25 protein-coding genes are annotated in these 23,742 nt (G+C 64.6%); 15 read left to right on the top strand and 10 right to left on the bottom strand.

Going from position 1 to position 23,742, the window contains the following annotated elements; all coding sequences use genetic code 11:
- Position 1: 1 nt before the first annotated feature.
- Genes AB7F11_RS13985 through AB7F11_RS13970 form a run of 4 tightly spaced genes read right to left on the bottom strand, consistent with a single transcriptional unit; the run spans position 2 to position 4,671 of the window.
- Positions 2 to 1,252, bottom strand: a complete 1,251-nt coding sequence (locus AB7F11_RS13985) for an ArgE/DapE family deacylase (protein WP_428300112.1) — start codon at positions 1,250 to 1,252, stop codon at positions 2 to 4.
- An 8-nt stretch (positions 1,253 to 1,260) separates the two neighbouring features.
- Positions 1,261 to 3,045, bottom strand: a complete 1,785-nt coding sequence (gene uraD / locus AB7F11_RS13980; protein WP_428291239.1) for a 2-oxo-4-hydroxy-4-carboxy-5-ureidoimidazoline decarboxylase — start codon at positions 3,043 to 3,045, stop codon at positions 1,261 to 1,263.
- Positions 3,046 to 3,055: 10 nt separating this feature from the next.
- A complete protein-coding gene (gene puuE, locus AB7F11_RS13975) occupies positions 3,056 to 4,009 on the bottom strand; it encodes an allantoinase PuuE (RefSeq protein ID WP_428291240.1) in 954 nt (317 codons plus the stop codon).
- Entirely contained in the window at positions 4,006 to 4,671 is a 666-nt protein-coding gene (locus AB7F11_RS13970; protein WP_428291241.1) for a GntR family transcriptional regulator, read from the bottom strand. Before AB7F11_RS13970 ends, puuE begins: the two co-directional genes overlap by 4 nt.
- A 72-nt stretch (positions 4,672 to 4,743) precedes the next feature.
- On the opposite strand from AB7F11_RS13970, the gene uraH reads away from it, so the two are divergent.
- Positions 4,744 to 5,097 carry a hydroxyisourate hydrolase gene (uraH, locus tag AB7F11_RS13965; RefSeq protein ID WP_428291242.1) on the top strand — a complete coding sequence of 118 codons (354 nt, stop codon included), beginning with the start codon at positions 4,744 to 4,746 and terminating at the stop codon, positions 5,095 to 5,097.
- Between the two features lie 18 nt (positions 5,098 to 5,115).
- Here the strand turns inward: uraH and AB7F11_RS13960 are convergent, their stop codons facing one another.
- Positions 5,116 to 5,676, bottom strand: coding sequence for a hypothetical protein (locus AB7F11_RS13960; RefSeq protein ID WP_428291243.1), 561 nt, complete (start codon positions 5,674 to 5,676; stop codon positions 5,116 to 5,118).
- 176 nt (positions 5,677 to 5,852) lie between these two features.
- Between AB7F11_RS13960 and xdhC the strand changes: the two genes are divergently transcribed.
- Both xdhC and AB7F11_RS13950 read left to right on the top strand, forming a co-directional pair.
- Positions 5,853 to 6,692 (top strand): xanthine dehydrogenase accessory protein XdhC, encoded by an 840-nt coding sequence (gene xdhC / locus AB7F11_RS13955; RefSeq protein WP_428291244.1) that lies wholly within the window; start codon positions 5,853 to 5,855, stop codon positions 6,690 to 6,692.
- Between the two features lie 151 nt (positions 6,693 to 6,843).
- Complete coding sequence (locus tag AB7F11_RS13950) at positions 6,844 to 8,040, top strand: urate hydroxylase PuuD (protein WP_428291245.1); 1,197 nt, start codon at positions 6,844 to 6,846, stop codon at positions 8,038 to 8,040.
- 3 nt (positions 8,041 to 8,043) lie between these two features.
- Here the strand turns inward: AB7F11_RS13950 and AB7F11_RS13945 are convergent, their stop codons facing one another.
- A complete protein-coding gene (locus tag AB7F11_RS13945) occupies positions 8,044 to 9,705 on the bottom strand; it encodes an FAD-dependent oxidoreductase (RefSeq protein ID WP_428291246.1) in 1,662 nt (553 codons plus the stop codon).
- A 125-nt stretch (positions 9,706 to 9,830) separates the two neighbouring features.
- Between AB7F11_RS13945 and AB7F11_RS13940 the strand changes: the two genes are divergently transcribed.
- Genes AB7F11_RS13940 through AB7F11_RS13915 form a run of 6 tightly spaced genes read left to right on the top strand, consistent with a single transcriptional unit; the run spans position 9,831 to position 14,733 of the window.
- Entirely contained in the window at positions 9,831 to 10,937 is a 1,107-nt protein-coding gene (locus tag AB7F11_RS13940) for an S-(hydroxymethyl)glutathione dehydrogenase/class III alcohol dehydrogenase (protein WP_428300111.1), read from the top strand.
- An 8-nt stretch (positions 10,938 to 10,945) separates the two neighbouring features.
- The gene (locus tag AB7F11_RS13935; RefSeq protein ID WP_428291226.1) at positions 10,946 to 11,848 is read left to right on the top strand and encodes an alpha/beta fold hydrolase; all 903 of its coding nucleotides are present in this window, start codon (positions 10,946 to 10,948) and stop codon (positions 11,846 to 11,848) included.
- A 9-nt stretch (positions 11,849 to 11,857) separates the two neighbouring features.
- Positions 11,858 to 12,700: an S-formylglutathione hydrolase gene (gene fghA / locus AB7F11_RS13930; RefSeq protein WP_428291225.1), complete on the top strand. Its 843-nt coding sequence runs from the start codon at positions 11,858 to 11,860 to the stop codon at positions 12,698 to 12,700.
- Positions 12,701 to 12,704: 4 nt separating this feature from the next.
- Complete coding sequence (locus tag AB7F11_RS13925; RefSeq protein WP_428291224.1) at positions 12,705 to 13,364, top strand: HAD family hydrolase; 660 nt, start codon at positions 12,705 to 12,707, stop codon at positions 13,362 to 13,364.
- A 7-nt stretch (positions 13,365 to 13,371) separates the two neighbouring features.
- On the top strand, positions 13,372 to 13,749 hold the full coding sequence (locus tag AB7F11_RS13920; RefSeq protein ID WP_428291223.1) for a Rieske (2Fe-2S) protein: 378 nt from the start codon (positions 13,372 to 13,374) through the stop codon (positions 13,747 to 13,749).
- A 12-nt stretch (positions 13,750 to 13,761) separates the two neighbouring features.
- Positions 13,762 to 14,733, top strand: coding sequence for a S49 family peptidase (locus AB7F11_RS13915; protein ID WP_428291222.1), 972 nt, complete (start codon positions 13,762 to 13,764; stop codon positions 14,731 to 14,733).
- A 7-nt stretch (positions 14,734 to 14,740) separates the two neighbouring features.
- Here AB7F11_RS13915 and galE read toward each other — a convergent pair whose 3' ends face one another.
- The gene (galE, locus tag AB7F11_RS13910; protein WP_428300110.1) at positions 14,741 to 15,772 is read right to left on the bottom strand and encodes a UDP-glucose 4-epimerase GalE; all 1,032 of its coding nucleotides are present in this window, start codon (positions 15,770 to 15,772) and stop codon (positions 14,741 to 14,743) included.
- Between the two features lie 4 nt (positions 15,773 to 15,776).
- A complete protein-coding gene (locus AB7F11_RS13905) occupies positions 15,777 to 17,219 on the bottom strand; it encodes a mannose-1-phosphate guanylyltransferase/mannose-6-phosphate isomerase (RefSeq protein ID WP_428291220.1) in 1,443 nt (480 codons plus the stop codon).
- Positions 17,220 to 17,376: 157 nt separating this feature from the next.
- Here AB7F11_RS13905 and galU point away from each other — a divergent pair, with 157 nt between their 5' ends.
- Positions 17,377 to 18,261 carry a UTP--glucose-1-phosphate uridylyltransferase GalU gene (gene galU, locus AB7F11_RS13900; RefSeq protein WP_428291219.1) on the top strand — a complete coding sequence of 295 codons (885 nt, stop codon included), beginning with the start codon at positions 17,377 to 17,379 and terminating at the stop codon, positions 18,259 to 18,261.
- A 7-nt stretch (positions 18,262 to 18,268) separates the two neighbouring features.
- Here galU and AB7F11_RS13895 read toward each other — a convergent pair whose 3' ends face one another.
- Both AB7F11_RS13895 and AB7F11_RS13890 read right to left on the bottom strand, forming a co-directional pair.
- Positions 18,269 to 19,069 (bottom strand): SAM-dependent methyltransferase, encoded by an 801-nt coding sequence (locus tag AB7F11_RS13895; RefSeq protein WP_428291218.1) that lies wholly within the window; start codon positions 19,067 to 19,069, stop codon positions 18,269 to 18,271.
- On the bottom strand, positions 19,066 to 19,665 hold the full coding sequence (locus AB7F11_RS13890; RefSeq protein WP_428291217.1) for a Maf family nucleotide pyrophosphatase: 600 nt from the start codon (positions 19,663 to 19,665) through the stop codon (positions 19,066 to 19,068). The genes AB7F11_RS13895 and AB7F11_RS13890 overlap by 4 nt, the downstream gene beginning before the upstream one ends.
- A 37-nt stretch (positions 19,666 to 19,702) precedes the next feature.
- Here AB7F11_RS13890 and AB7F11_RS13885 point away from each other — a divergent pair, with 37 nt between their 5' ends.
- The 5 genes from AB7F11_RS13885 (at position 19,703) to fabD (ending at position 23,727) form a co-directional block, all read left to right on the top strand.
- Entirely contained in the window at positions 19,703 to 20,260 is a 558-nt protein-coding gene (locus tag AB7F11_RS13885; RefSeq protein ID WP_428291216.1) for a YceD family protein, read from the top strand.
- Positions 20,261 to 20,381: 121 nt separating this feature from the next.
- Positions 20,382 to 20,564 (top strand): 50S ribosomal protein L32, encoded by a 183-nt coding sequence (rpmF, locus tag AB7F11_RS13880; protein ID WP_005794249.1) that lies wholly within the window; start codon positions 20,382 to 20,384, stop codon positions 20,562 to 20,564.
- A gap of 113 nt (positions 20,565 to 20,677) precedes the next feature.
- The gene (gene plsX / locus AB7F11_RS13875) at positions 20,678 to 21,739 is read left to right on the top strand and encodes a phosphate acyltransferase PlsX (protein WP_428291215.1); all 1,062 of its coding nucleotides are present in this window, start codon (positions 20,678 to 20,680) and stop codon (positions 21,737 to 21,739) included.
- An 18-nt stretch (positions 21,740 to 21,757) separates the two neighbouring features.
- Complete coding sequence (locus tag AB7F11_RS13870; RefSeq protein ID WP_428291214.1) at positions 21,758 to 22,735, top strand: beta-ketoacyl-ACP synthase III; 978 nt, start codon at positions 21,758 to 21,760, stop codon at positions 22,733 to 22,735.
- 38 nt (positions 22,736 to 22,773) lie between these two features.
- Complete coding sequence (gene fabD, locus AB7F11_RS13865) at positions 22,774 to 23,727, top strand: ACP S-malonyltransferase (RefSeq protein ID WP_428291213.1); 954 nt, start codon at positions 22,774 to 22,776, stop codon at positions 23,725 to 23,727.
- Positions 23,728 to 23,742 lie beyond the last annotated feature (15 nt).

Below are 23,742 nucleotides of genomic sequence, written 5' to 3'. Positions count from 1 at the left end.
GTCACGCAGGGCGTGACAGAAGCTCGTGCAGCGTGCGGGCAACGACCTTGGTGGCGCGCCGCAAATCTTCGAGAACCAGATGTTCATCGGCGCGCTTGGCGTTTGATTCCCGCACCGTGCGTGGACCGGCACCGTAGATCACGCCGGGGATGCCGCGCTCCACGTACAGGCGCACGTCGGTGTACAGCGGCGTGCCCACGGCGGGAATCTTTTCGCCAAACACATCCTGGCCGTGCTTCTGAATCGCCTGCACCAGCGGCTGGTTGCCGGGCAGCGGCTTCATGGCACGCGCGAGCAGGATGCGGCGCACGTCGACTTTCAATGCTTTGCCGCCGCGCGGCGGGTGGAAGCCTTCCGCAGCCTGCGCGATGGTGAGTCGCAGCGAGGCTTCCACTTCAGCAGGATCTTCCTCCGGGATCATTCGGCGGTCGATGCGCAGCACCACCTTGCCTGGGATCACGTTGGTGTTGGTGCCGCCGTTGATCTGGCCCACGTTGAGGTAGGGATGGGTGATGCCTTCCACGCTGGAGGAGACCTGCAGGTAGTCGGCGTTCAGGGCATAGAGGGCGTTGAGGATGTGCGTGGCGCCCTGCAGCGCGTCGGTGCCGCTGTCGGGTATGGCGGCGTGCGCCATGTCACCGTGCACCGTCACTTCCAGTTGCAGGCAGCCGTTGTGCGCCACCACCACCTGGTAGCTGAAGCCGGCGGCGATCATCAGGTCGGGCTTCGTCAGGCCCTTCTTCAGCAGCCAGTCGGGGCCGACCTCGCCGCCGTATTCCTCGTCGTAGGTCACATGCAGTTCCACGCCGCCGGCCAGCTTCGCGCCGAGCGACTCCAGGGCGCGGATGGCGAAGGTGAAGCTGGCAATGTCGCATTTGCTCACGGCGGTGGCGCGGCCGTAGATCTTGCCGTCGGCAATCTCGCCGCCGTAGGGGTCGTGCGTCCAGCCTTCACCCGGCGGCACCACGTCGCCATGCGCATTCAGGGCGATGGTTTTTCCCGGTCCATAGGGTCGGCGCAGGATCAGGTTGGTGATGCTCTGCAGGCCTGCCGCCTGCACCTCGTCGGTCGGGACGGTGTGCTTCTCGGCGTTGAGACCCATGGCGGCCAGCAGTTCTGCGGTGCGCTCCGCGTGGGGTGCGTTGTTGCCTGGCGGCGTGTCGGTCGGTACGCGCACGAGCTCCTGCAGGAAGCGCACCTCCTCGTCGAAGTGGGCGTCGATCCAGGCATCCAGTTGTTGTTCGGTGGTCATGTGAGGACTCAGTGGCTGTGTTCGGAGGCAAGTTGTTCGAGCAGGTGCGAAAAAGCATTCACGCTCAGTTCGATGTCGTCGCAGGTGCTGGATTCGAGCGGGTTGTGGCTGATGCCGCTGTTCAGGCCTCGCACGAACAGCATGGCCTGCGGCATGATTTCGTGCAGCTTCATGGCGTCGTGGCCGGCCCCGCTGGGCATGCGGTGCAGCGGCACGCCCAGCGCCTGCACTGCGCGCTCCCAGCGCACCTGCCATGCAGGGTCGCTTGGGGCGGCGGCGGCGCGCATGGTTTCCTCCACCTTCAGGCCAATGCCGCGCCGCTCGCAGATGGCGCGCAATTGCGCCAGCACGTCGCGCTCCAGCGCATCGCGCTGCGCGTCGTTCGGGGCGCGCATGTCAAGCGAAAACAGGCATCGCCCCGGCACCACGTTGATCGAACCACCCGGCACCTGCAGCATGCCGATGGTGGCCACCGAATCGCCGTCTGCCTTTGCGCGCTCTTCCATGAACAGCGCGAGCTCGGCCACGGCACTCGCCGCGTCCCGCCGACGGTTCATGGGCGTGGTGCCGGCATGGCTGGCCATGCCAATGGCCTCGCACTGGTAGCGCACACCTGCGTTGATGGAGGTGACCACGCCCAGGGGCAAGTCCATCTCGTTGAGCACAGGGCCCTGCTCGATGTGGACTTCGACGAAGCCGAGGTACTTCGATGGGTCGCGCGTCAGGGCATGGATGGCTTCCAGCGTGGCGGGCAGGCCAGCGTGTTGCATGGCGGCGCGCAGGGTGACGCCATCGGCGTCCTGCTGGTCGAGCCAGGCGGGGTTGAAGTGGCCAGTGAGCGCGCCCGATCCCAGGAAAGTGGCCTTGTAGCGCTGGCCTTCTTCTTCGGAGAAACCCACCACTTCAAAGGCGAACGGCAGGCGTCTACCGGCCGCGTGCAGTTTTTGCACGCAGGCCATCGGCACGAAGATGCCCAGGCGCCCATCGTATTTGCCGCCATTGCGAACCGTGTCGTAGTGGCTACCGGTGAGCAGGGTCGGCGCGTCAGCACGGGTTCCGTGGTAGCGCCCCACGACATTGCCCACCGCATCCACGCCCACCTCGTCAAAACCACATTCGCGCATGCGCGCTGAAATGTCGGCTGCGCAGGCCCGGTGGGCATCGGTGAGGTAGGTCACCGTGAGCTGGCCCTGCTCCGCGAAGCCAGGGTCGCTGTGGCGCGAGAGATCTTCGTGCCAGTCCCAGACGCGCTGGCCCACCACCGGCTCGAAGCCGAACTTGTCGTTGAGGCGGATCTCGGCAATGCGGTGGATATGGCGCAGACACTCGGCGCGCTCGAAATCCGCAGGATGGTTCAGCCGGCGCTCGAAGGTGGCGATGATCTCCTGCTTGGGCAGACCCGTGCCTCGCGGACCGCGCACTGCAAGGATGAATGGAAAGCCGAACTTCGCGTTGTACTGAGCGTTGAGGTTCTGAATGTGCTCGAACTCCTCGGGTGTGCAGTTCGTCAGGCCCGCCCGGGTCTGCTCGTTGGTGGATTCGGCGGTGAGCGACTGGCTCACCATGGCTTTGCCCGCGAGTTCCGGGTGAGCGCGAATGAGCGCCAGCTGCGCGTCCACGCTGGCGTTCGCCAGCACGCTCACCATGGCGTGCTTGAGCGCGGCCAGTGAAGCAAAGGGTCGCTGAGCCAGAGCCTGCTCTGCGATCCAGGGCGAATGCTCGTACAGGCCGTCGAGCAGCTGCGTGGCCTCGGCGAGCGTGGCCTGATGGAGTTGTTCCAGTGTGATGGGCATGGTGGCGTGTTCAGGCAAGGGTCATGGGGTGCGCAGCCTTCCAATGCCGAGCAATGTCCAGTCGGCGAGCCACCCAGACCTTGTCGTGCGCCTGGATGTGGTCCAGGAAGCGCTGCAGCGCGGTGATGCGGCCGGGTCTTCCCAGCAGCCGGCAGTGCATGCCGACGCTCATCATCTTGGGTCGGTCCAGGCCCGCCGGGTCGCCTTCGGCATAGAGCGCATCGAAGGTGTCCCGCATGTACTGGAAGAACGGGTCGGCGTGCGAATAGCCCTGGGGCAGCGCAAAGCGCATGTCGTTGCAGTCCAGCGTGTAGGGCACGATGAGTTGTTGCGCGTCGCTGCCATCGGACTTCCTCACCTTCATCCAGAAAGGCAGGTCGTCGCCGTAGTAATCGCTGTCGTACTCGAAGCCGCCGAAATCGGCCACCAGGCGCCGCGTGTTCGGGCTGTCCCGCCCGGTGTACCAGCCCAGGGGCCGGCTGCCGGTGAGCTTTTCGATGATCTCCATGGCCTGCGCCATGTGCGCGCGTTCGGTGGCTTCGTCCACGTTCTGGTAATGGATCCACTTCAGCCCGTGGCAGGCGATGTCGTACCCGAGCTCCTGGATGGCGGCCGTCACATCCGGGCTGCGCTGCAATGCGCTGGCAATGCCGAACACGGTGAGCGGCAGCCCGCGCCGCTCGAACTCGCGCAGCAGCCGCCACACACCGGCGCGCGAGCCGTATTCGTAGATGCCTTCCATGCTGATGTGCCGTGCAGGGTAGGCCGCCGGGTTGAACATCTCGGAGAGGAACTGCTCGGACGCGTCGTCCCCGTGCAGCACGCTGTTCTCGCCGCCCTCTTCGTAGTTCAGCACAAACTGCACGGCGATGCGCGCCCCGTCTGGCCAGCGGGCATGGGGCGGGTTGCGGCCGTAGCCCGCGAGGTCGCGCGGGTACTCGCGTGTGGCGTCGTAAAGGCTCATGACAAGGCCATGGAGATGTCGTTGGTGGGGACCTTGCGGTCGAAGGTGAGGTTCTCTTCGACGTGAAGCAGATGCTCGTTCATCAGGCGCACCGCCAGCTCTTCGTCTCGAGCCGCCAGCGCCTTGACGATGTCGGCGTGTTCATCGTTGGAATGTTCGGCCGCCTGGTTGCTCTGGTACATGAGCGTGATGAGCGCGCAGCGGGAGATGAGGTCGCGCAGCAACTCGGCCAGCACCTGGTTGCCCATGAGTTCGGCCATGCGCACGTGAAAATCGCCCAGGAGCTCGGTGCGCCCGGCGACGTCCTCGTTGTTCACGGCCATTTTTTCTTGCGCCACGTGTTCCCGAAGCGCCTTGATCTTGGCGTTGGTCACGTTCTTGACGAAGGCGCGTGTCATCTCCACCTCGAGCATGCGGCGCACCGCAAAGACCTGCTGCGCCTCCTGCACCGACGGCGCTGCCACGAAGGCACCGCGCGCGGGCTCCAGACGAATCAGCCGGTTCTGCGAGAGCTGGAAGAGCGCCTGCCGGACCAGGGTGCGCGAGACCCCGAAATGGTCCGCCAGTTTCTGTTCTGCCAGCTTGGTGCCTGGATGCAACCGGTGCTCCACAATGGCCCGCGTGAGCGACTCGACGATGTGAAGGGTGCTGGAGGTTTCCATGCGGGCATCATATCGAGAAAAACAAAAAGTGTATACACTTTCGGTCGACCGTATTCACACGAAGGAAGCACCATGGGAATGAGCACGCACGTTCTGGACACCATGCACGGCTGCCCCGCCGCCGGCATGAACGTTGAGTTGTATGTCACCGAGGGAGACCGCGCCACGCTGGTCAAGCGTTTTGAGCTCAACCGCGATGGCCGCAATCCAGACGGCCCGCTGTACGACAACACCAGCCTCAAGGTCGGCACTTACCGGCTCGTGTTTGACGTGAAGGGCTATTTCGCGGCCAAGGGCGTGCCTTTGCCGGAACCGAATTTCCTCAACCGCGTGGCGCTCGATTTTGGAGTGGCGCACACCGAGCAGCACTACCACGTGCCTCTGCTGGTGAGTCCGTGGAGCTACTCCACCTATCGCGGCAGCTGAGCTTCGAGAGGGCTGGCGTCACTTGCTGCGCTGGCCTTCGGTCAGCGTGTCGAGCTGGAAGTTGCCGCTCTTGTCCCACAGCCAGATGTCGGTGTAGGTCACGCGGCCCATGCGGACGGGCGCCGGAAACGGCGAAGCCGCGCGCACGGTCCGTTCAATCTCGCGCATCACGTCGGGCACGTGGCTGGGTGCGCGCATCCAGCTCAAGTTGCGCACGTTGCCCAGATCGTCCACCTCCACCTGCAGCACGCCCACCGCGTGCATCAACGGGGGTAGCTGGCCCTTGTAGATGCGGTGGCTGTTGCGCTCATAGATGTGGCGAGCACCGTCCTTGCGGTAGTCGTGCGGCGAGGCGGCCTGCGAGACGAATTGCGGCTTGGGCCTCACGCTCACCGGCGGAGGTGGTGCTGGCACTGGCGCGGGAGGCGGTGGCGGAGGAGGCGGTGGTGGTGGCAGCGGTGCCGCACAGGCCGCCAGCAGGGCTGCAGTGCAGATGCCCAGCCAGCCCCAGGCAGAGCGGGGTGGTTGATTGGTGTCCGCGCGCACGGCGGGACGGGGTGCGGGATCAATGTCTCTCATGTTGACAGGCCTGTAAGTCGGAACGGGCGCCTGGCGCTGGTCTTCGGTCGGACCATATGGCTGAGCGGATGAAGTGTATGGGTGTTTTCAACAGGGCTTGCGTACAGTACGGCGGATACTGAGCGGCCTTGATCGGCATTACGTATCCATACATCTTTTTTGACGTCGAAGCCACAATGTCCGCGGAGCTTGAAACCTTTCTACTGCGTCTGAGAAGCGAGCCTGCCGTGCTGGTGACGGTGGAAAAAACGCGGGGCTCGGTGCCGCGCGAAACCGGCGCGTGGATGGCGGTTTTTTCAGAAGCGATGGACGGCGCCATCGGCACGATCGGCGGCGGTCATCTCGAGTGGGACGCGATGCGCCAGGCTCGCGAAGCCCTGGCGCGGCGCGGGCTGGCGGGCGGTGCGTGGGAGCAGTCGGTGACGCTCGGACCCCGTCTGGGGCAGTGTTGTGGAGGTGCTCTGGTGCTGCGATTTGAGCCGGTCAACGCATCGCACACCGGGCCTCTTCGCGAGCGGTTGCGAGAGGGCCATTCGCCCCTGGCGTTGTTCGGCGGTGGGCACGTGGGTCGCGCCCTCGTTCATGCCCTTGCACCCCTGCCTTTCGATGTGACCTGGATCGACAGCCGTGACGAGGTGTTTCCCGAGCATCTGCCTGCGCACGTGCGCGCTGAACATTCCGACCCGGTGCATGTGGCGGTGCGCGATCTCGCTGCCGGCAGTGCCGTGCTGATCATGAGTTTCTCGCACGCCGAAGACCTCGACATCGTGGCGGCCTGCCTGCAACGCCAGCGCGTGCAGCGCGACCTTGGGTTCGTCGGCCTGATTGGCAGCCGCACGAAATGGGCGACGTTTCGTCACCGCCTCGAACAGCGAGGTTTTGGGGCGGACGAACTCGCGCGCATCACGTGTCCGATCGGGTTGCCCGGCATCACCGGCAAGGAACCGGCGGTGATCGCCGCTTCCGTCGTGGCGCAGTTGTTGCTTGAAGGCTCCAGCCCGCCGCATGGTGATTGACCGCTTGAATGTTCTCAAAAAGTGTATACACTTTGGCGATCCGGTCGCAGCGGAGCTGGGTGTGGAGGGTTCCACGCCCATGCGCGGCCCTCAGCCGACTCAGAGCGCCCGCGGTGGTGAGTCGCAAGCATTGACCTTGCATTGAGGTGCCATGGAAACATATCTGCTGGATTGGGCCAACCTGCTGCTTCGCTGGCTGCACGTGATCGTGGCCATTGCCTGGATCGGCTCTTCCTTCTACTTCGTCTTTCTTGACAGCAGCCTCACGCCGCCCGAGGACGAGCAATTGAAGAAGGACGGTGTGAGTGGTGAACTCTGGGCGGTGCATGGCGGTGGCTTCTACCATCCGGTGAAGTTCGCGGTGTCGCCACCCAGGCTACCCGACCACCTGCACTGGTTCTATTGGGAAAGCTACTCCACCTGGCTATCGGGCTTTGCGCTGTTCCTCATCTCCTACCTCTGGAGTCCGAGCGTCTACCTGATCGACCCGCAAGTGATGGACTGGAGCCCCGCCGCTGCGATTGCCGCCGCGCTGGCGTTTCTGGTGGTGTTCTGGCTGCTGTACGACGCCATCTGCCGCACGCTGGGCCAGAAGGAAAACGGCGACGCCAAAGTGGGTGCGCTGGTGCTGGTGCTGGTGTGCGTGGCGGCGTGGCTGGCCACGCAGCTTTTTGCCGGGCGTGCCGCCTTCCTGCTGATGGGTGCGATGATCGCCACGGCCATGAGTGCCAATGTGTTTTTCTGGATCATCCCGGGCCAGCGCACCGTGGTCGCCGATCTCAAGGCCGGCCGGCCGGTGGACCCGATCCACGGCCAGCGCGGCAAGCAGCGAAGTGTGCACAACACCTATTTCACATTGCCGGTGTTGTTCGCCATGCTGAGCAATCACTACAGCTTCACTTACACGCACCCTTACAACTGGCTGATCCTCATCGGCATGATGTTCGCCGGCGCTGCGATCCGGCAATTCTTTGTCATGCGCCATGGCCACAAGCTGGGGCGCAATCCGCATCCCTGGAAATACGCCGCGGCGGGCGTGGTGGTGCTGGTCGCGCTCATCGTCTGGCTCCGCCCCGCGCCCACCGCCGCCGTGGCGGTGCCGCAGACCGTGAGCTACGCCGAACTCAAACCCGTGCTGGAACAGCGTTGCGTGATGTGTCACGGAGAGGCGCTGCAATCGAAGAATGTGCGTTTGGATTCGGCCGAGGCGGTGAAGCTGCACGCGCAGACGGTCTACCAGCAGGTGGTTGTCACGCGGCTCATGCCCATGAACAACGCCACCGGCATCACCGAAGAAGAGCGAGCGCTGGTGGCGCAGTGGTTCAAGGGTGGCGCGAAGATCGACTGACGATCAAGGCGCAGTTTTTGCCTGGTGGCCGGCACAAGTGGCCAGGACTCGCGAGGCGCTGCTCGCGTCCTGACCGCGCCAGGCCACCATCTGGTCCGGCCGTATGAGCGCAAGCGGTGCTTCGTACAAGGCGCGCAATGCCGGGTCGGCATGGCCCACCACCTGGAGGTCGATGCCCACGCTTTGTGCGGCGAGTTCGAACGCCGAGACGTCCGGTGCATCGGGACCCAGGGCCAGCAGCGTCCACTCGGTGTGGAAGCTGTCATAGAGCGATCGACCATCCGGTAGCCAGGCGTGGGGTGGCCTGCCGCCTGGACATGCAGTCGGCACATAGTCGTTGGGTTGGTCTTCTGGCGGTGTGGTGCCGTCCGGCACGACAATGGGCGATCCGTCGTAGCGGCCCCCGAAGGTGACGCCCGGGATATTGAATTCCAGTCGAACGTGAGCATCCAGATGCGCCCCAGCAAGCCGGCGTGCGTGTTCGCCTTCGGGGTTGTCGAGCTCCAGTTCCGGTGTCACCTGGAAAAGACCGACCGAATCGGCAAAGCGCCTCGCATAGGCGGTGTTGCGTTCGGCCAGCGGCTTTCGTTCGACTTCGTAGGTGGTGAGCAAGGACTCGGGCGCGCGCCCCTGCAAGACATGTGCGAGCTTCCAGCCGAGGTTGACCGCATCTTCCACTGCGGTGTTGTAGCCCAGGCCGCCGGTGGGCGTGAACAGGTGCGCGGCATCTCCGCCCAGAAACACGCGGCCCCGCTGGAACTGTTCCGCCACCAGCGCATGACCGGCGGTCCAGGTCAGCATGGACAGGATGTCGATCGGGAGTTCGCGGCCCATGGCCTGCGAAAAGACGCGTCTCGCGTCAGCTTCCGTCCAGGTATCGGCATTCTCTCCCTCATGAATGGCGGCATGAAAGGCGAACTCGCTGTGGCCATCCACCGTTGCCATGAATGCCCTGCGTTCAGCGTTCACCGACACATACATCCACGCCTTGTCGTGGGGAAGGGCGGTGTGGAACGTGGGCGCTCGGAGGTAGATCGCGAACATTCTTCCGCCCATGAAGTCGCGCTTGAAGCCGGTGGCGCCGCCGTATTCGATGCCCAGCAGGCGGCGGACAAGGCTGCGCGCACCGTCCACTCCAACCAGGTATTTCGCAGTGACCGATGCGGTCGAAGCGCCGTCCACGGATTCGATCTGCGCCAGCACGTCCGCTGACCGGTCGTTGAATGCGCGCAGCCGCCAGCCGTGGCGCATTTCAACAGCCGGCCAAGCGCGAGCGTGTTTCAGCAGGGTGGCTTCGACGAACTTCTGAGATACGCGGTGGGGCAGCTCTGCCGCACTCCACGAACCACCCAGGCGCTTGACCGTGGCCGCTGCCTGGCCGGCTGTGGGCAGGCGCAACCGGGCCAGTTCGTGCTGGCTGAACCGCGTGAAGTAGGCGATGTCGGTGGGGTGGTCCGCCGGCAGGCCTTGCTCGCGAATTTCGTCCGCGAAACCCAGGCGGCGGAAGTGCTCCATGGTGCGCGCCTGTGTCGCGTTCGCCTGAGGGTTGAACGCTGTGCCGGGCTTGGGTTCCAGCAGCAGCGTGCGCACGCCACGACGCCCCAGTTCGTTGGCCAGCATGAGGCCACAAGGGCCACCGCCTGCGATCAGCACATCCGTCTGCATGACTGCCTGGGGCGAATTGCCCTGTTGGTTGAGGAAAGGGCGTGAATGGTATCCCGCAGCGCCAGGGCGGCCTGAGGCATTCTGGGGTAACCTCCCACACGATTTCATCTACCACAGAAAACACCATGAAAACGCAAGCTGCCGTCGCCTGGAAAGCAGGCCAGCCCCTCTCCATCGAAACCGTGGACCTGCAGGGACCGAAATTCGGCGAAGTGCTGGTCGAGATCAAGGCCACCGGCATCTGCCACACCGACTACTACACGCTCTCGGGCGCCGACCCTGAAGGCATTTTCCCCGCCATCCTGGGCCACGAGGGCGCGGGCATCGTGGTGGACGTGGGTCCCGGCGTGACGACACTCAAGAAGGGTGACCATGTCATTCCGCTCTACACGCCGGAGTGCCGTCAGTGCAAGTTCTGCCTGAGCCGCAAGACCAACCTGTGCCAGCTCATACGCGGCACGCAGGGCAAAGGCCTGATGCCCGATGCCACCAGCCGTTTCAGCATCGACGGCAAGCCCATCTTTCACTACATGGGCACCAGCACCTTCAGCAACTACACCGTGGCGCCCGAGATCTCGCTCGCCAAGATCCGCGAGGATGCGCCGTTCGACAAGGTCTGCTACATCGGCTGCGGCGTCACCACCGGCATTGGCGCCGTGATCTTCACCGCCAAGGTGGAGGCGGGTGCCAATGTGGTGGTCTTCGGCCTGGGCGGCATTGGCCTGAACGTGATCCAGGGCGCGAAGATGGTGGGGGCCGACAAGATCATCGGCGTGGACATCAACCCTGCACGCCAGGAGATGGCGCGCCAGTTCGGCATGACGCATTTCATCAACCCGAAGGAAGTGGAAAACGTCGTCGACGCCATCGTGCAGTTGACCGATGGCGGAGCCGACTACAGCTTCGAGTGCATTGGCAACACGCAAGTGATGCGCCAGGCGCTCGAGTGCACGCACAAGGGCTGGGGGCGCAGCATCATCATCGGCGTGGCCGAAGCCGGAGCGGAGATCAGCACCCGTCCATTCCAGCTGGTGACCGGCCGCAAGTGGGAAGGCTCTGCCTTCGGCGGCGCACGCGGCCGCACCGACGTGCCGAAGATCGTCGACTGGTACATGGAAGGCAAGATCAACATCGACGACCTGATCACCCACACCATGCCGCTGGCCGACATCAACAAGGGCTTTGACCTGATGAAGCGCGGCGAGTCGATTCGCGGCGTCGTGCTGTTTTGAGTTTGCACATGGGCGATGCACCGACGCTCCATCGCCTGCGGGCGGGCGTGCTCGACGTCGCTTTCGTCGATGTGGGGCCACGGGATGGGCCGCCGGTGGTGCTGCTTCACGGCTTCCCCTACGACATCCACGCCTACGCCGAGGTCTGGCCTCTGCTGGTCGCGCGTGGCTGCCGGGTGATCGTGCCCTACCTGCGAGGTTATGGCGAGACCCATTTCCTGAGCCCGTCCACGCCACGCTCCGGTGAACAGGCGGCGCTTGGTGCCGACTTGCTGGCCCTGCTCGATGCCCTGGCGATCCCGAAGGCGGTGCTTGCGGGCTATGACTGGGGTGGCCGTGCCGCCTGCGTGGTCGCGGCGCTCTGGCCGCAGCGTTGCACCGGGCTGGTGTCCCTGAACAGCTACAACATCCAGAACATCGCACGTGCTCTGGAGCCCGAGTCGGCCGAGCGCGAGCACAGGCTCTGGTACCAGTACTTCTTCCACAGCGAGCGTGGCCGTGCTGCGCTCACGCGCGACCGGCGTGATGTCTGTCGCCTGCTCTGGACACAGTGGTCTCCCACCTGGCGGTTCGATGAAATCACCTTCGAGCGCAGCGCGCGCGCCTTCGACCACCCGGACTTCGTGGACGTGGTCATCCAATCCTATCGGCACCGCTTCGGTCTGGTCGCGGGCGATCCTGCCTACGCCGGAATCGAGCAACAACTGGCGGCTCAGCCTGCCATCTCGGTGCCCAGCATCACCTTCGACGGCATCGACGACGGTGTTCGCCCACCCGCCGAAGCCAGCGCCCACGCAGCACACTTCACCGGCCCGCGCTCACACCGGCTGGTGCCGGGCGCGGGACACAACCTGCCGCAGGAGGCGCCGCACGTCTTTGCCGACGCGGTGCTTGAACTCGTGCACCACTGAACACCCGCCATGAGCACCGAGATCACCATCTTGTCCACGCACGGCTGCTTTGGCGGCGTGCAGGGCTTCTATCAACACACCTCCAGCGCCATCGGCCTGCCGATGAAGTTTGGCGTGTTCGTGCCTCCCCAGGCCGAAAAGGGCCCGGTGCCGGTGTTGTATTTCCTCGCTGGGCTCACCTGCAACGAAGAAACCTTCGCCATCAAGGCGGGCGCCCAGCGCGTGGCGGCAGAACTTGGGCTGATGCTGGTCACGCCAGACACCAGTCCCCGCGACACTGGCATCGTCGGCGCGGGTGCCGACTGGGACTTCGGCCACGGCGCGGGGTTTTACCTCGATGCGGCCGAGGCGCCCTGGTCCAGCCACTTCCGCATGGAGAGCTGGATCACGCAAGAGCTGCATGCGCTGGTGCCGCGCCACTTCCCCGCGCAGGCAGAGCGTGTCGGCGTGTTCGGTCATTCCATGGGCGGCCATGGCGCACTCACGCTCGCGCTGCGCCACCCTGGCCTGTACCGAAGCGTCTCGGCGTTGGCACCTATCGCCGCGCCGAGCCGCTGCCCCTGGGGTGAAAAGGCGTTCACCGGCTACCTCGGACCGAACCGTCAGGACTGGGAAGCGCACGATGCCACTGCACTGGTGAGCGCAGGCCACAAGACGCCGCCCCTGCTCATCGACCAGGGCCTGGCCGATAAATTTCTCTCCGAACAATTGCACCCGCATCTGTTCGAGTCTGCCTGTGCGCAAGCTGGTCAACCCCTCACGATGCGACGCCACGCGGGCTACGATCACGGCTACTGGTTCATTGCCAGTTTCATCGAAGACCACCTGCGCCACCACGCGCAGACGCTCTGACCCCATGCGCTCTCGCCAATTCGACCTCATTGCCTTCGACTGGGACGGCACCCTGTTCGATTCCACCGCTGTGATCGCGCGCTGCATCCAGGCCGCCGTGACAGACCTGGGCTACACGCCGCCGACCCGCCAAGCCGCCAGCTACGTCATTGGCATGGGACTGATGCAGGCGCTGGCTCATGCGGCCCCGGACGTGCCACGCGAACAATACGCCCAGCTGGGTGAGCGTTTCCGTTTTCACTACGTGGCGTACCAGAACGACCTCAGTTTGTTCGCGGGCGTGCTGCCGCTGCTGGCCGAGCTCAAGGCGCGCCAGCATTTGCTGGCTGTAGCAACCGGCAAGAACCGGGCGGGGCTTGACGAGGTCCTGCGCAGCCAGGAGCTGCTTGGTGTGTTCGATGGCTCGCGCACGGCCGACGAGACCGCCGGCAAGCCGCACCCGCGCATGCTGCACGAGCTCATGCGCGAACTGGGCGTGAAGCCCGAACGCACCCTCATGATCGGTGACACCACGCACGACCTGCAGATGGCCTTGAACGCTGGCTGTGCCAGCCTGGGCGTGAGCTATGGCGCGCATGAACCCGTCGCCTTCGATGCCTTGAAGCCACTGCACGTGGCGCACTCGGTGCGCGAACTGCACGACTGGCTGGTGACCAACGCGTGAGGACATCATGGACACCGCAGAAGACCCGATCCACCCTCTGTGCAACAGCCAGGATCTCGTCGAGGGAGGGCGCGCGGTCTCCTTCGACGTGAACTATGCGGGCCAGACCTGTCGAGCGTTCGCGGTGCGCTTTGAAGGCCTGGCCCATGCTTACCTCAACCGGTGCTCGCATGTCGCGATGGAAATGGACTGGCAGCCCGACCGGTTCTTCGACGACACCGGTCGCTGGCTTCTGTGCGCCACCCATGGCGCTGTCTATCAGCCCGATACCGGCGCCTGCCAGGGCGGACCCTGCCGTGGCGGTCTGTTCAAGATCGAACTGGTGGAGCGCGATGGCGTGGTCCACTGGCGGTCACAATACCACCTCAAACCCCTTGAATTCTGAGAGCCACTGACCATGAACGAAGACCCCTTGAACCAGGGAATCGGCCGATCCAGCCTTGGTGGCTGGGAGCGCGAAACGATCGAAAAGCTCGTGCTGGCCACGATCCGGGAACAGCAGGCTGCCAGGCGCTGGAAGATCTTCTTTCGCCTGCTCTGGCTGATCCTGTTGGGAGCCATCGTCTGGATGGTCTACAGCGCCAACGTGAGCAGCACCTCGGTGAGTGCCCCGCACACCGCGGTGGTGGAAATCAAGGGTGAGATCGGCGCGGGGGCCGAAGCCAGCGCCGAAAACGTCGTGCCGGCGCTGCGCTCGGCGTTCGAGGACGCGGGTGCTCAGGCCGTTGTGCTGCTGATCAACTCACCCGGTGGCAGCCCCGTGCAGGCGGGCATCATCAACGACGAACTGAACCGCCTCAAGGCTCTGCACAAGAAGAAGGTGTATGCGGTGGTGGAGGAAACCTGTGCCTCGGCCGCTTACTACATTGCCGCCGGCGCAGACGATATCTACGTGGACAAGGCCAGCCTGGTGGGCAGCATCGGCGTGCTCATGGACGGTTTTGGCTTTACCGGGCTCATGGAGAAGCTGGGTGTCGAGCGCCGTCTCATGACTGCCGGCGCCAACAAGGCCCTGCTGGACCCGTTCAGCCCGCAGGATGAAGCACAACGCGCTTACATACAGCGCATGCTGGACGAGATCCATGCCCAGTTCATCGAGGTGGTGAAGAAGGGTCGTGGCACGCGGTTGAAGGAGAACGCCAACACCTTCAGCGGTCTGGTGTGGAGCGGCCAGCAAGCGATCAATGAGGGCCTGGCGGACGGATTGGGTAATCTCGACTTCGTCGCGCGCGAAGTCGTCAAGGCCGAAGAGATCGTGGACTACACGCAGCGCGAAAACGTGGGCTTGCGCCTGGCCAAACGCTTCGGCGCCAGCGTGGGCGAAGGCATGTTCAAGGCCGCACGCGAAGCCGGTGTGCAGTTGAGGTGAGCGTCAGCTAGCCGCGGTAGCCGTTGGGGTTGCCGCTTTGCCAGCGCCAGGCGTCGGTGCACATGTCGTCCAGCGCGTGCTTGGCACGCCAGCCCAGCAGACGCAGTGCAAGCCCGGGGTCCGCCCAGCACTGCGCCACATCGCCCGCGCGTCGCGGCGCAATGCGGTAGGGCACGGCTCGGCCGCTGGCCTTCTCAAAGGCTCGCACCACCTCCAGCACGCTGTGCCCGCGCCCAGTGCCCAGATTGACTGTAAAGCTCTCGCCGCGCCCCAGCAGGGCCTTGATCGCAGCCACATGCCCGGCAGCGAGATCCTGCACATGAATGAAGTCGCGCACGCCAGTGCCATCGGGCGTGGGGTAGTCGTTGCCAAACACATTGAGGTGGTCGCGCTGACCCACCGCCACCTGGGCCACATACGGCATCAGGTTGTTGGGGATGCCGGCCGGGTCTTCACCGATGAGGCCGCTGGGGTGTGCCCCCACGGGATTGAAGTACCGCAACACGCCCACGCGCCACGCCGGGCGTGCTGCCATCAGGGCATAGAGCATGTCCTCGATGACCAGCTTGCTGTGGCCGTAGGGATTGGTGTGGCTGCGCGGGAAGTCCTCGGTGATGGGCACGCGGGCTGGGTCGCCGTACACCGTCGCGCTGCTGGAGAACACCAGGGTGGGCGCGTCTTCCGGCGTTTCGGCGTGCATGGCCTCCATCGCCCGCAGCAGACTGACCGCGCCGCCGATGTTGTTGTGAAAGTACTTCAAAGGCTGCGCCACGCTCTCCCCCACCGCTTTGTCGCCTGCAAAATGCACCACGCCAGCCGGCCGATGGCGGCGCAGCACGTCCTGCAGCCACGGAGTGTCCAGCACGTCGCCATGTTCCAGTGGCACCGTCTGACCGACGATGCGGGCCAGGCGTTCGAGCACCGCCGGGTGGCTGTTGGAAAAGTTGTCCAGCACGATGGGCTGGAAGCCAGCTTCGATCAAAGCGACCACGGTATGGCTGCCGATGTAGCCAGCGCCGCCGGTGAGCAGAATCTTCATGGGGCTATTTGCCGGTCTTGGGCGCGTCGGGCTGACGGCCGTAGATATCTTCAAGGCGAACGATGTCGTCTTCGCCCAGGTAGCTGCCCGACTGCACCTCAATCATCTCCAGCACCATCTTGCCGGGGTTGTGCAGGCGGTGAATTTCGCCGATGGGGATGTAGGTCGATTGATTTTCCGACAACAGGTAGACCTCCTGTCCGCGCGTGACCTCTGCCGTGCCCTTGACGATGATCCAGTGCTCGGCGCGGTGGTGGTGTTTCTGCAGGCTCAGCGACGCGCCAGGCTTGACGCCGATGCGCTTGACCTGGAAACGCTCACCCATGTCCACACTGTCGTACCAGCCCCATGGCCGCGCCACGCGGCGGTGGGTGGCTGCTTGCGAGATGTTGTGCTGGCTCAGGTGTGCCACCACATCCTTGACCTGTTCGGCATGGTCGCGCTGCGCCACCAGCAGGGCGTCGGGCGTGTCGATGATGAGCAAGTCCTGCGTGCCCAGGGCCACCACGGTCCGTCCGGGAGCGTGAATGAAAGTGTTGCGCGACTGCAAGGCGTGGCCCATGCCGGTGATGCGGTTGCCGTCGCTATCGGCGGCGCTGAGGTCGGCCACCGCGTTCCAGCTGCCGACATCGCTCCACTGGCCCTGGAAGGGCACCACCGCCACGTTGTCGTGTGGCTCCATCACAGCGTAGTCGATGCTCTGCGAACGGCACGCGAGGAAGGGTGCTGCGATGGGCCGAACGAACGACACACGGCTCACGATTTCGCTGCGTGGTCCCGCCATGGCCTGTTCGCAGGATTGAAGGATATCGGTCGCATGGCGTGCGAGTGCTTCCAGGAGGACGCTGGCCCGCACCAGGAAGATGCCCGCATTCCACAGCACGTTGCCCTGCAGCAGCAAGGCCTGGGCGGCGGCGGGCGCGGGCTTTTCGATGAAGCGTGCTGCGCTGCGGCTGCCATCGGCGCGGGCATCTCCCTGCTGGATGTATCCATAGGCGCTGCTGGGAAAACTGGGCACCACGCCGAAGGTGACGATGGCCCCGCCTTCGGCTGCCGCCACACCTTGCTCGATGGTCCTGGCGAAGGCCCCGGTATCGGGTATGTGGTGGTCGGACGGACAGAAGAGCAGCAGTGGATCTGCGTCGCCTTGCGAGCGCGCCAGCAGCGCAGCGAGTGCCATGGCCGCTGCGGTGTTGCGAGCCGCAGGCTCAAGCAGCACCTGCCCGGCGGCCCCTTGGGATTCCAGCGCGTCCGCCACCAGAAAGCGGTGGTCTTCGCTGGCCACGCAGATGGCTGGCGCGCCGCACCAGGCCAGGCGTTCCAGCGTGAGCTGCAACAAGTTCTTGTCGCCCAGGAGAGGCACGAACTGTTTCGGAAAACTTTGCCGGCTGAGGGGCCAAAGGCGGGTGCCGGAGCCTCCGCAAAGAATGACGGGGGTGATGCTCATGGACGCGTGTAGGTGCGGTTGGGTCGGATGTGGGCGCACGCCAATGGCCATGCCCGACCATCGAACCGTGGCAGTGTAGTCTTTCGAATGTCTCTGGCACGCGCACCGTTACCATGGTGAGCCATTCTTCACGAACCTGCGAAAAAGGCACATCTTCATGACCATCCGAAAAGCAGTCTTCCCCGTGGGAGGGCTTGGTACCCGTTTCCTGCCTGCCACCAAAGCCATTCCCAAGGAAATGCTGCCGGTGGTGGACAAGCCACTCATGCAATACGCCGTGGAAGAGGCCTACGCGGCAGGCATTCGAGAGATGATCTTTGTCACCGGTCGTCACAAACGCGCCATCGAAGACCATTTCGATACCGCCTACGAACTCGAGGTCGAACTCGAGGCCGCTGGCAAGGGCGCCTTGCTGGAGCTGGTGCATTCCATCAAACCGGACGACATGGACTGTGTCTACGTGCGTCAGCCGCGCGCACTGGGCCTGGGGCACGCCGTGTTGTGCGCCGAGCGGCTGGTGGGCGACGAGCCGTTCGCCGTGCTGCTCGCCGACGACCTCATGATGGGACGTGACCAGGCACAGGGCGGCCCCACCGTGCTGCAGCAAATGGTCCAGGCCTACGAGTCCAGTCCTGGCATCGTGCTCGCGGTGCAGGACGTGCCACGCGCCGAAACGCGGCGCTACGGCGTGGTGGACGTGCGTGGCGTCCAGCAACCCCTGGCCGAAGTGTTTGGCATGGTGGAAAAACCAGCGCCCGAGAAGGCCCCCTCCACGCTTGCGGTGGCTGGGCGCTACATCCTGACGCCAGGCGTGTTCGAAAGCATCCGGCGCCAGCCGCGCGGCGCGGGGGGCGAGATCCAGCTCACCGACGGCATTGCGGCGCTGATCGGCCACGAGAAGGTGCAGGCCTTCCGCTACGACGGCCAGCGTTACGACTGCGGCAGCAAGGAAGGTTTCCTGGAAGCCACGATGGATCTGGCGCTGGCCAACCCGGACCTCAGTGGTTCGGTGCGGGCGCACCTGGAGCGCATCATGCGCTGAACAGCGCTCACCGGCCCAGCAGGAACACGCAAGGCGCCTGCATCGGCAAACTGTCTTGCAAGCCCTTGAATTGCCGCCATTCGCTCACCAGGGCGCTTCGACTCACCTGCTGATCCAGCGTGAGCGCACCGCACACCGCCAGCCGCGTGTGCGGATGCAGGGTTTGCAGCAGCGCACGCAGGAGGGCGGCGTTGCGGTACGGCGTCTCGATGAGGATCTGCGTTTGCCCAGTCTTCAAGGCCAAGGCTTCCAGCTCGCGCAAACGCCTGGCGCGCTCGGCCGTTTCCTGCGGCACGTAGCCCACAAAGGCAAATTGCTGGCCATTGAGCCCGCTGGCGGCGAGCGCCAGCATGAGCGAGATCGGTCCCGGCAAAGGCACCACCCGCAGGCCCAGGGCGTGCGCCGCGCGGACGATGGAACTGCCGGGGTCGGCAATGGCAGGCATCCCTGCTTCGCTGACCAGGCCCACGTCGTGGCCTTCCAGCGCTGCAGCCAACAAGGCCCGCGCCGCCAGTTCGCCGTCGGCCTGCGGCGCGTGGTCGCCTTTCTTGTGCGCCGCGCGCGGCAACTCGGCGATGTTCTGCTCCTGCAACGGCACGGCCAGGCGGGCGATGGCATCGACCCGCTTGAGGAAAGCGCGCGTGCTCTTGGCGTTTTCCGTGACCCAGTGCTTCAGCCTGCTCGCAACGTCCAGGGTCTGTACCGGTAGCCATTGGTCGACGGGGGCCATGCCCTCCACGTCGAGGCCAAAATCGAGCGGGGCAGGCACGAGGTAAAGCGTGCCCCGTTTTTCGGAGTGGGTGCTCACAGCAGCCCCACGCCCGCGGCACGCAACAGGCGGCAGGTTCGAATAAGGGGAAGCCCCACCAGAGCTGTCGGGTCGTCGTTGTCGATGCGCTCCAGCAGCGCGATGCCCAGCCCTTCACTCTTGGCGCTGCCCGCGCAGTCGTACGGCTGTTCAGCGCGCAGGTAATGTTCGATTTCAGCCTCGTCCAAAGTACGGAATACCACGCGCACTGGGGCGATATCGCATTCTTCGAAGCCAGTTTCCAGGCAGGTCACCGCCAGAGCGGTCTGGAACACCACGGTTTTGCCACTCATCCGCCTCAGTTGCTCGACCGCGCGTTCATGCGTTCCAGGTTTGCCCAGTGGTACGCCGTGCAGGTCGGCCACCTGATCGCTGCCGATCACCACCGCCTGCGGGAATCGCCTTGCCACGTCGCGGGCCTTGGCCAGCGCCAGGCGAAGGGCCAGATCGGCCGGGTTCTCACCGGGTTTCGGGGTTTCGTCCACCTCCGGCGCCACCGCGTTGAACGGCACACGCAGGCGCGACAGCAGCTCGTGGCGGTAGCGGGAGGTCGAGCCCAGAATCAAACTGCGTGAGGGTTGGGGCGAAGATGTCATGGGCGGTATTCTCCCTGCATTCTTTTACACTGCCCGCATGAAGACCCCCCAGAAATCTGCCTGGAATCCCGATCGGCTGGATGCGCGCGCGTTTGCGCAGGCAGAGGGCCACCTGCACATCGACACGCCCCTGGCTCATCTGCCGAGGCTGCGCGGGGAAGCCGACGGTGATACCCCATCCCTCGGCGCCGTGCATTGGGAAGCCACGGCCGAAATGCGCCCTGGCGCCACCGGTGCGGCACCATCGCCCTGGCTGCGCCTGACGGCTCACACCAGCCTGCCATTGACCTGCCAGCGCTGCCTCGGGCCCGTGGATACGACGCTCACAGTGGATCGCTGGTTCCGCTTCGTCGCTGACGAGGCCACTGCCGAAGCGCAGGATGACGAGGCCGAAGAAGATTTGCTGGCGATGGAGCCACGGCCCAGCCTGTTTGACGTGCTGGAGGACGAGCTGCTGATGGCCTTGCCGCTCGTTCCCCTGCATGAGACCTGCCCGGTGGAGGTCGTGCTCAAGGCGGGGGATGCCGCTGTGTCCGACGACGAGATGCCCCCGCGCAGGAACCCCTTTGCTGCTTTGGGGCGCCTCAAGAAGTGATACGGTGGCGCTGGCCCGGGCTTCAAGCTATAATGCTTGGCTTTGCGCTGGCATCCACAGGCCCCTGACGAATTCAGGGTGAGCGGGTCAGGCGCCAACCTACCGATTTCAGGAGCCCACCATGGCCGTCCAGCAAAACAAAAAGTCCCCGTCCAAGCGCGGCATGCACCGTTCGCACAACGCGCTGAACGTGCCTGGCATCGCTGTGGAACCCACCACCGGCGAAACCCACCTGCGTCACCACATCAGTCCCAACGGCTTTTACCGTGGCCGCCAGGTGCTGAAAAACAAGTCCGAAGCCTGAATGACGGGCCGCCTCTGGCCTCGCCGCGACGTCGCGATCGGGGGCCAGTTGGCGATTGAGGCAAGAGCCCGCATAGACCATGCGGGCTTTTTTTACGCTTCTAGGAAGTCGACATGATCACCATTGCCGTGGATTGCATGGGAGGGGACGTCGGCCCGGCGGTGACCTTGCCGGCCTGCAGCGCGTTCCTGGCCAGCCACCCGCAAGCCCAGTTGCTGCTGGTGGGCAAGCCTGAGGTTTTCCGGGCCTGGCCGCAAGTCCTCAACAACGTGCGCTGCCGCGTGGTGCCCGCCACCGAGGTGGTGAGCATGGACGATCCGGTCGAGGTGGCCCTGCGGCGCAAAAAGGACTCGTCCATGCGCATCGCGATCAACCAGGTGAAAGAGGGCGCTGCGCAGGCGGTGGTTTCCGCTGGCAACACAGGTGCCCTGATGGCCATCGCCCGCTACGTCCTGAAGACGTTGGACGGCATTGACCGCCCGGCCATTGCCACCCAGATGCCGAATGCGCAAGGTGGTGCCACCACCGTGCTGGATCTGGGGGCCAACGTGGATTGCTCGGCGGAGCACCTGCTGCAGTTCGCCGTGATGGGTTCTGCCCTGGTGGCGGCTGCGACAGGACGCAAGGAGCCCAGCGTGGGGCTGCTCAATGTGGGCGAAGAGGTTATCAAAGGCAGCGAAGTCATCAAAAAAGCAGGCGTTCTTCTCCGAAATGCTTCTAACACCGGCGATCTCAACTTTTTCGGCAATATTGAGGGCGATGATATTTTCAAGGGCACGACCGACATCGTCGTGTGTGACGGTTTCGTGGGCAATGTGGCCCTCAAGGCCAGCGAGGGCCTGGCCTCCATGATCAGCGGTTTCATCCGGGAAGAATTCTCCCGCAATATCTTCCGGAAAATGGCTGCGATCGTCGCTTATCCGGTGCTTATGTCGTTTAAAAATAGGGTGGATCACCGTCGCTACAACGGTGCGGCGCTGCTGGGGCTGCAGGGCCTGGTGTTCAAGAGCCATGGCTCGGCGGATGCCTTCGCATTCGAAACGGCGTTGAGCCGGGCTTATGATGCTGCCCACAACCACTTGCTGGACAACGTCCGGGAACGCATCGCCCATGCCAGGCCGTTGATCTCGCCCGAATCCTTGCCCAGCGAGCTCAAGAGCATCCCGACCCTCTGAATTTCTCGAATTTCCCGAATGACACGATACGCCCGCATCACCGGCACTGGCAGCAGCCTGCCCCCCAGGCGACTGAGCAACGCTGACATGGTGACGCTGCTGGCCGCGCGCGGCGTTGAAACCAGCGACGACTGGATCGTGGAGCGCACGGGCATCCGCGCGCGGCATTTCGTCGCCGACAACGTCTATGCCAGCGATCTGGCGCTGCAGGCCTGTCTCCAGGCGCTGGATGCGGCGGCCGTGCCTGCCAGCGAGATCGACCTCATCATCGTGGCCACGTCCACGCCGGACATGGTGTTCCCATCCACGGCGGCCATTCTTCAGCAAAAGCTGGGCGTGGCAGGCTGCCCCGCCTTCGATGTGCAGGCAGTTTGCAGTGGCTTCATCTACGCGCTGACCGTGGCCGATGCCATGATCCGTACGGGTGGAGCCCGCCATGCGCTGGTGGTGGGTGCCGAAGTGTTCAGCCGCCTGCTGGATTTCAACGACCGCACCACCTGCGTGCTGTTTGGCGATGGTGCTGGCGCCGTGGTGCTCCAGGCTTCGGACACGCCGGGCATTCTGGCCACCGACATTCATGCCGATGGCAAGCACACGAGCATTCTCTGCGTGCCGGGCCACGTCGCGGGCGGCCAGATTCTGGGCGATCCGCTGCTCAAGATGGACGGGCAGGCGGTTTTCAAACTCGCCGTGGGCGTGCTCGAGGACACGGCGCGCGCCGTGCTGGACAAGGCCGGACGCACCACCGCCGACATCGACTGGTTGATCCCGCACCAGGCCAATATCCGCATCATGCAGAGCACGGCGCGCAAGCTCAAGCTTCCCATGGACAAGGTGGTGGTCACGGTGGATCAGCATGGCAACACCTCGGCCGCGTCGATCCCGCTGGCGCTGGACCACGCGGTTCGCCTGGGTCATATCAAGAAGGGTGACACGCTCATGCTCGAAGGTGTGGGCGGTGGCTTCACCTGGGGCTCGGTGCTGCTGGATTTCTGAAGCCAGGCCGTTCCCATCTCGTTTGAAGAGAAGATTCGATGAAGAAGAATTTTGCGTTTGTGTTTCCTGGGCAAGGTTCCCAGGCCGTGGGCATGCTCGACGCCTGGGCCGACCATCCTGCGGTGCGCGAAACCTTGAAAGAGGCGTCCGACGCCATGGGCGAGGACCTGGGTCGACTCATTCATGAAGGCCCGGCCGACTTGCTTGCCCTGACGGTCAACACCCAGCCTGTGATGCTGGTGGCAGGCGTTACCGCATGGCGCGTGTGGTGTGCAGAAGGCGGCCAGCCCCCGGCTGCCGTGGCTGGGCACTCGCTTGGCGAGTATTCGGCGCTGGTTGCTGCTGGCGCATTGACGCTGGCGCAGGCGGCTCCGCTGGTCCGCTTTCGCGCGCAGGCCATGCAGGATGCCGTGCCCTCGGGCGCGGGAGCCATGGCCGCCGTCCTCGGGCTGAATGCGGCCAGTGTGAAGGCCGGCTGTACAGAGGCGCAGGCCAGTTTCGGTGCTGGTAGCCTGGAGGTTGTCGAGGCCGTGAATTTCAACGATCCGGCGCAGACCGTGATCGCTGGCAGCAAGGCCGCGGTCGAGAAGGCCTGCGAAGTGCTCAAGGCGCTTGGCGCCAAACGCACATTGCCGCTGCCGGTGTCTGCACCTTTCCATTCCAGCCTGATGAAGCCGGCTGCCGAGAAACTGAAGGAACGGCTGGCGGCGACGGCCATGGCATCGCCGCAGATTCCCGTCATCAACAACATTGACGTGGCGGTGGAAACCGATCCCGATCGCATTCGCGACGCTTTGTACCGGCAGGCATTCGGGCCGGTGCGTTGGGTCGAGTGCGTGCAGGCCATCAAGACGCGCGGCCTGGACACGGTGGTCGAATGTGGACCCCGCAAGGTGTTGACGGCCATGATCAAGCGCGTGGAACCCGAACTCACTGCCGCCGCCCTGTTCGACCCTGCCACGCTGGCAGAGGTCAAGGCTCTGCTCGCCTGACACCTGGAGAATCCC

It is taken from the genome of Hydrogenophaga sp., from assembly GCF_050250835.1.
Classification (GTDB): domain Bacteria; phylum Pseudomonadota; class Gammaproteobacteria; order Burkholderiales; family Burkholderiaceae_C; genus Hydrogenophaga.
Note: the sequence above shows the minus strand (reverse complement) of the source record. Positions and strands in the feature narration are given on the sequence as shown.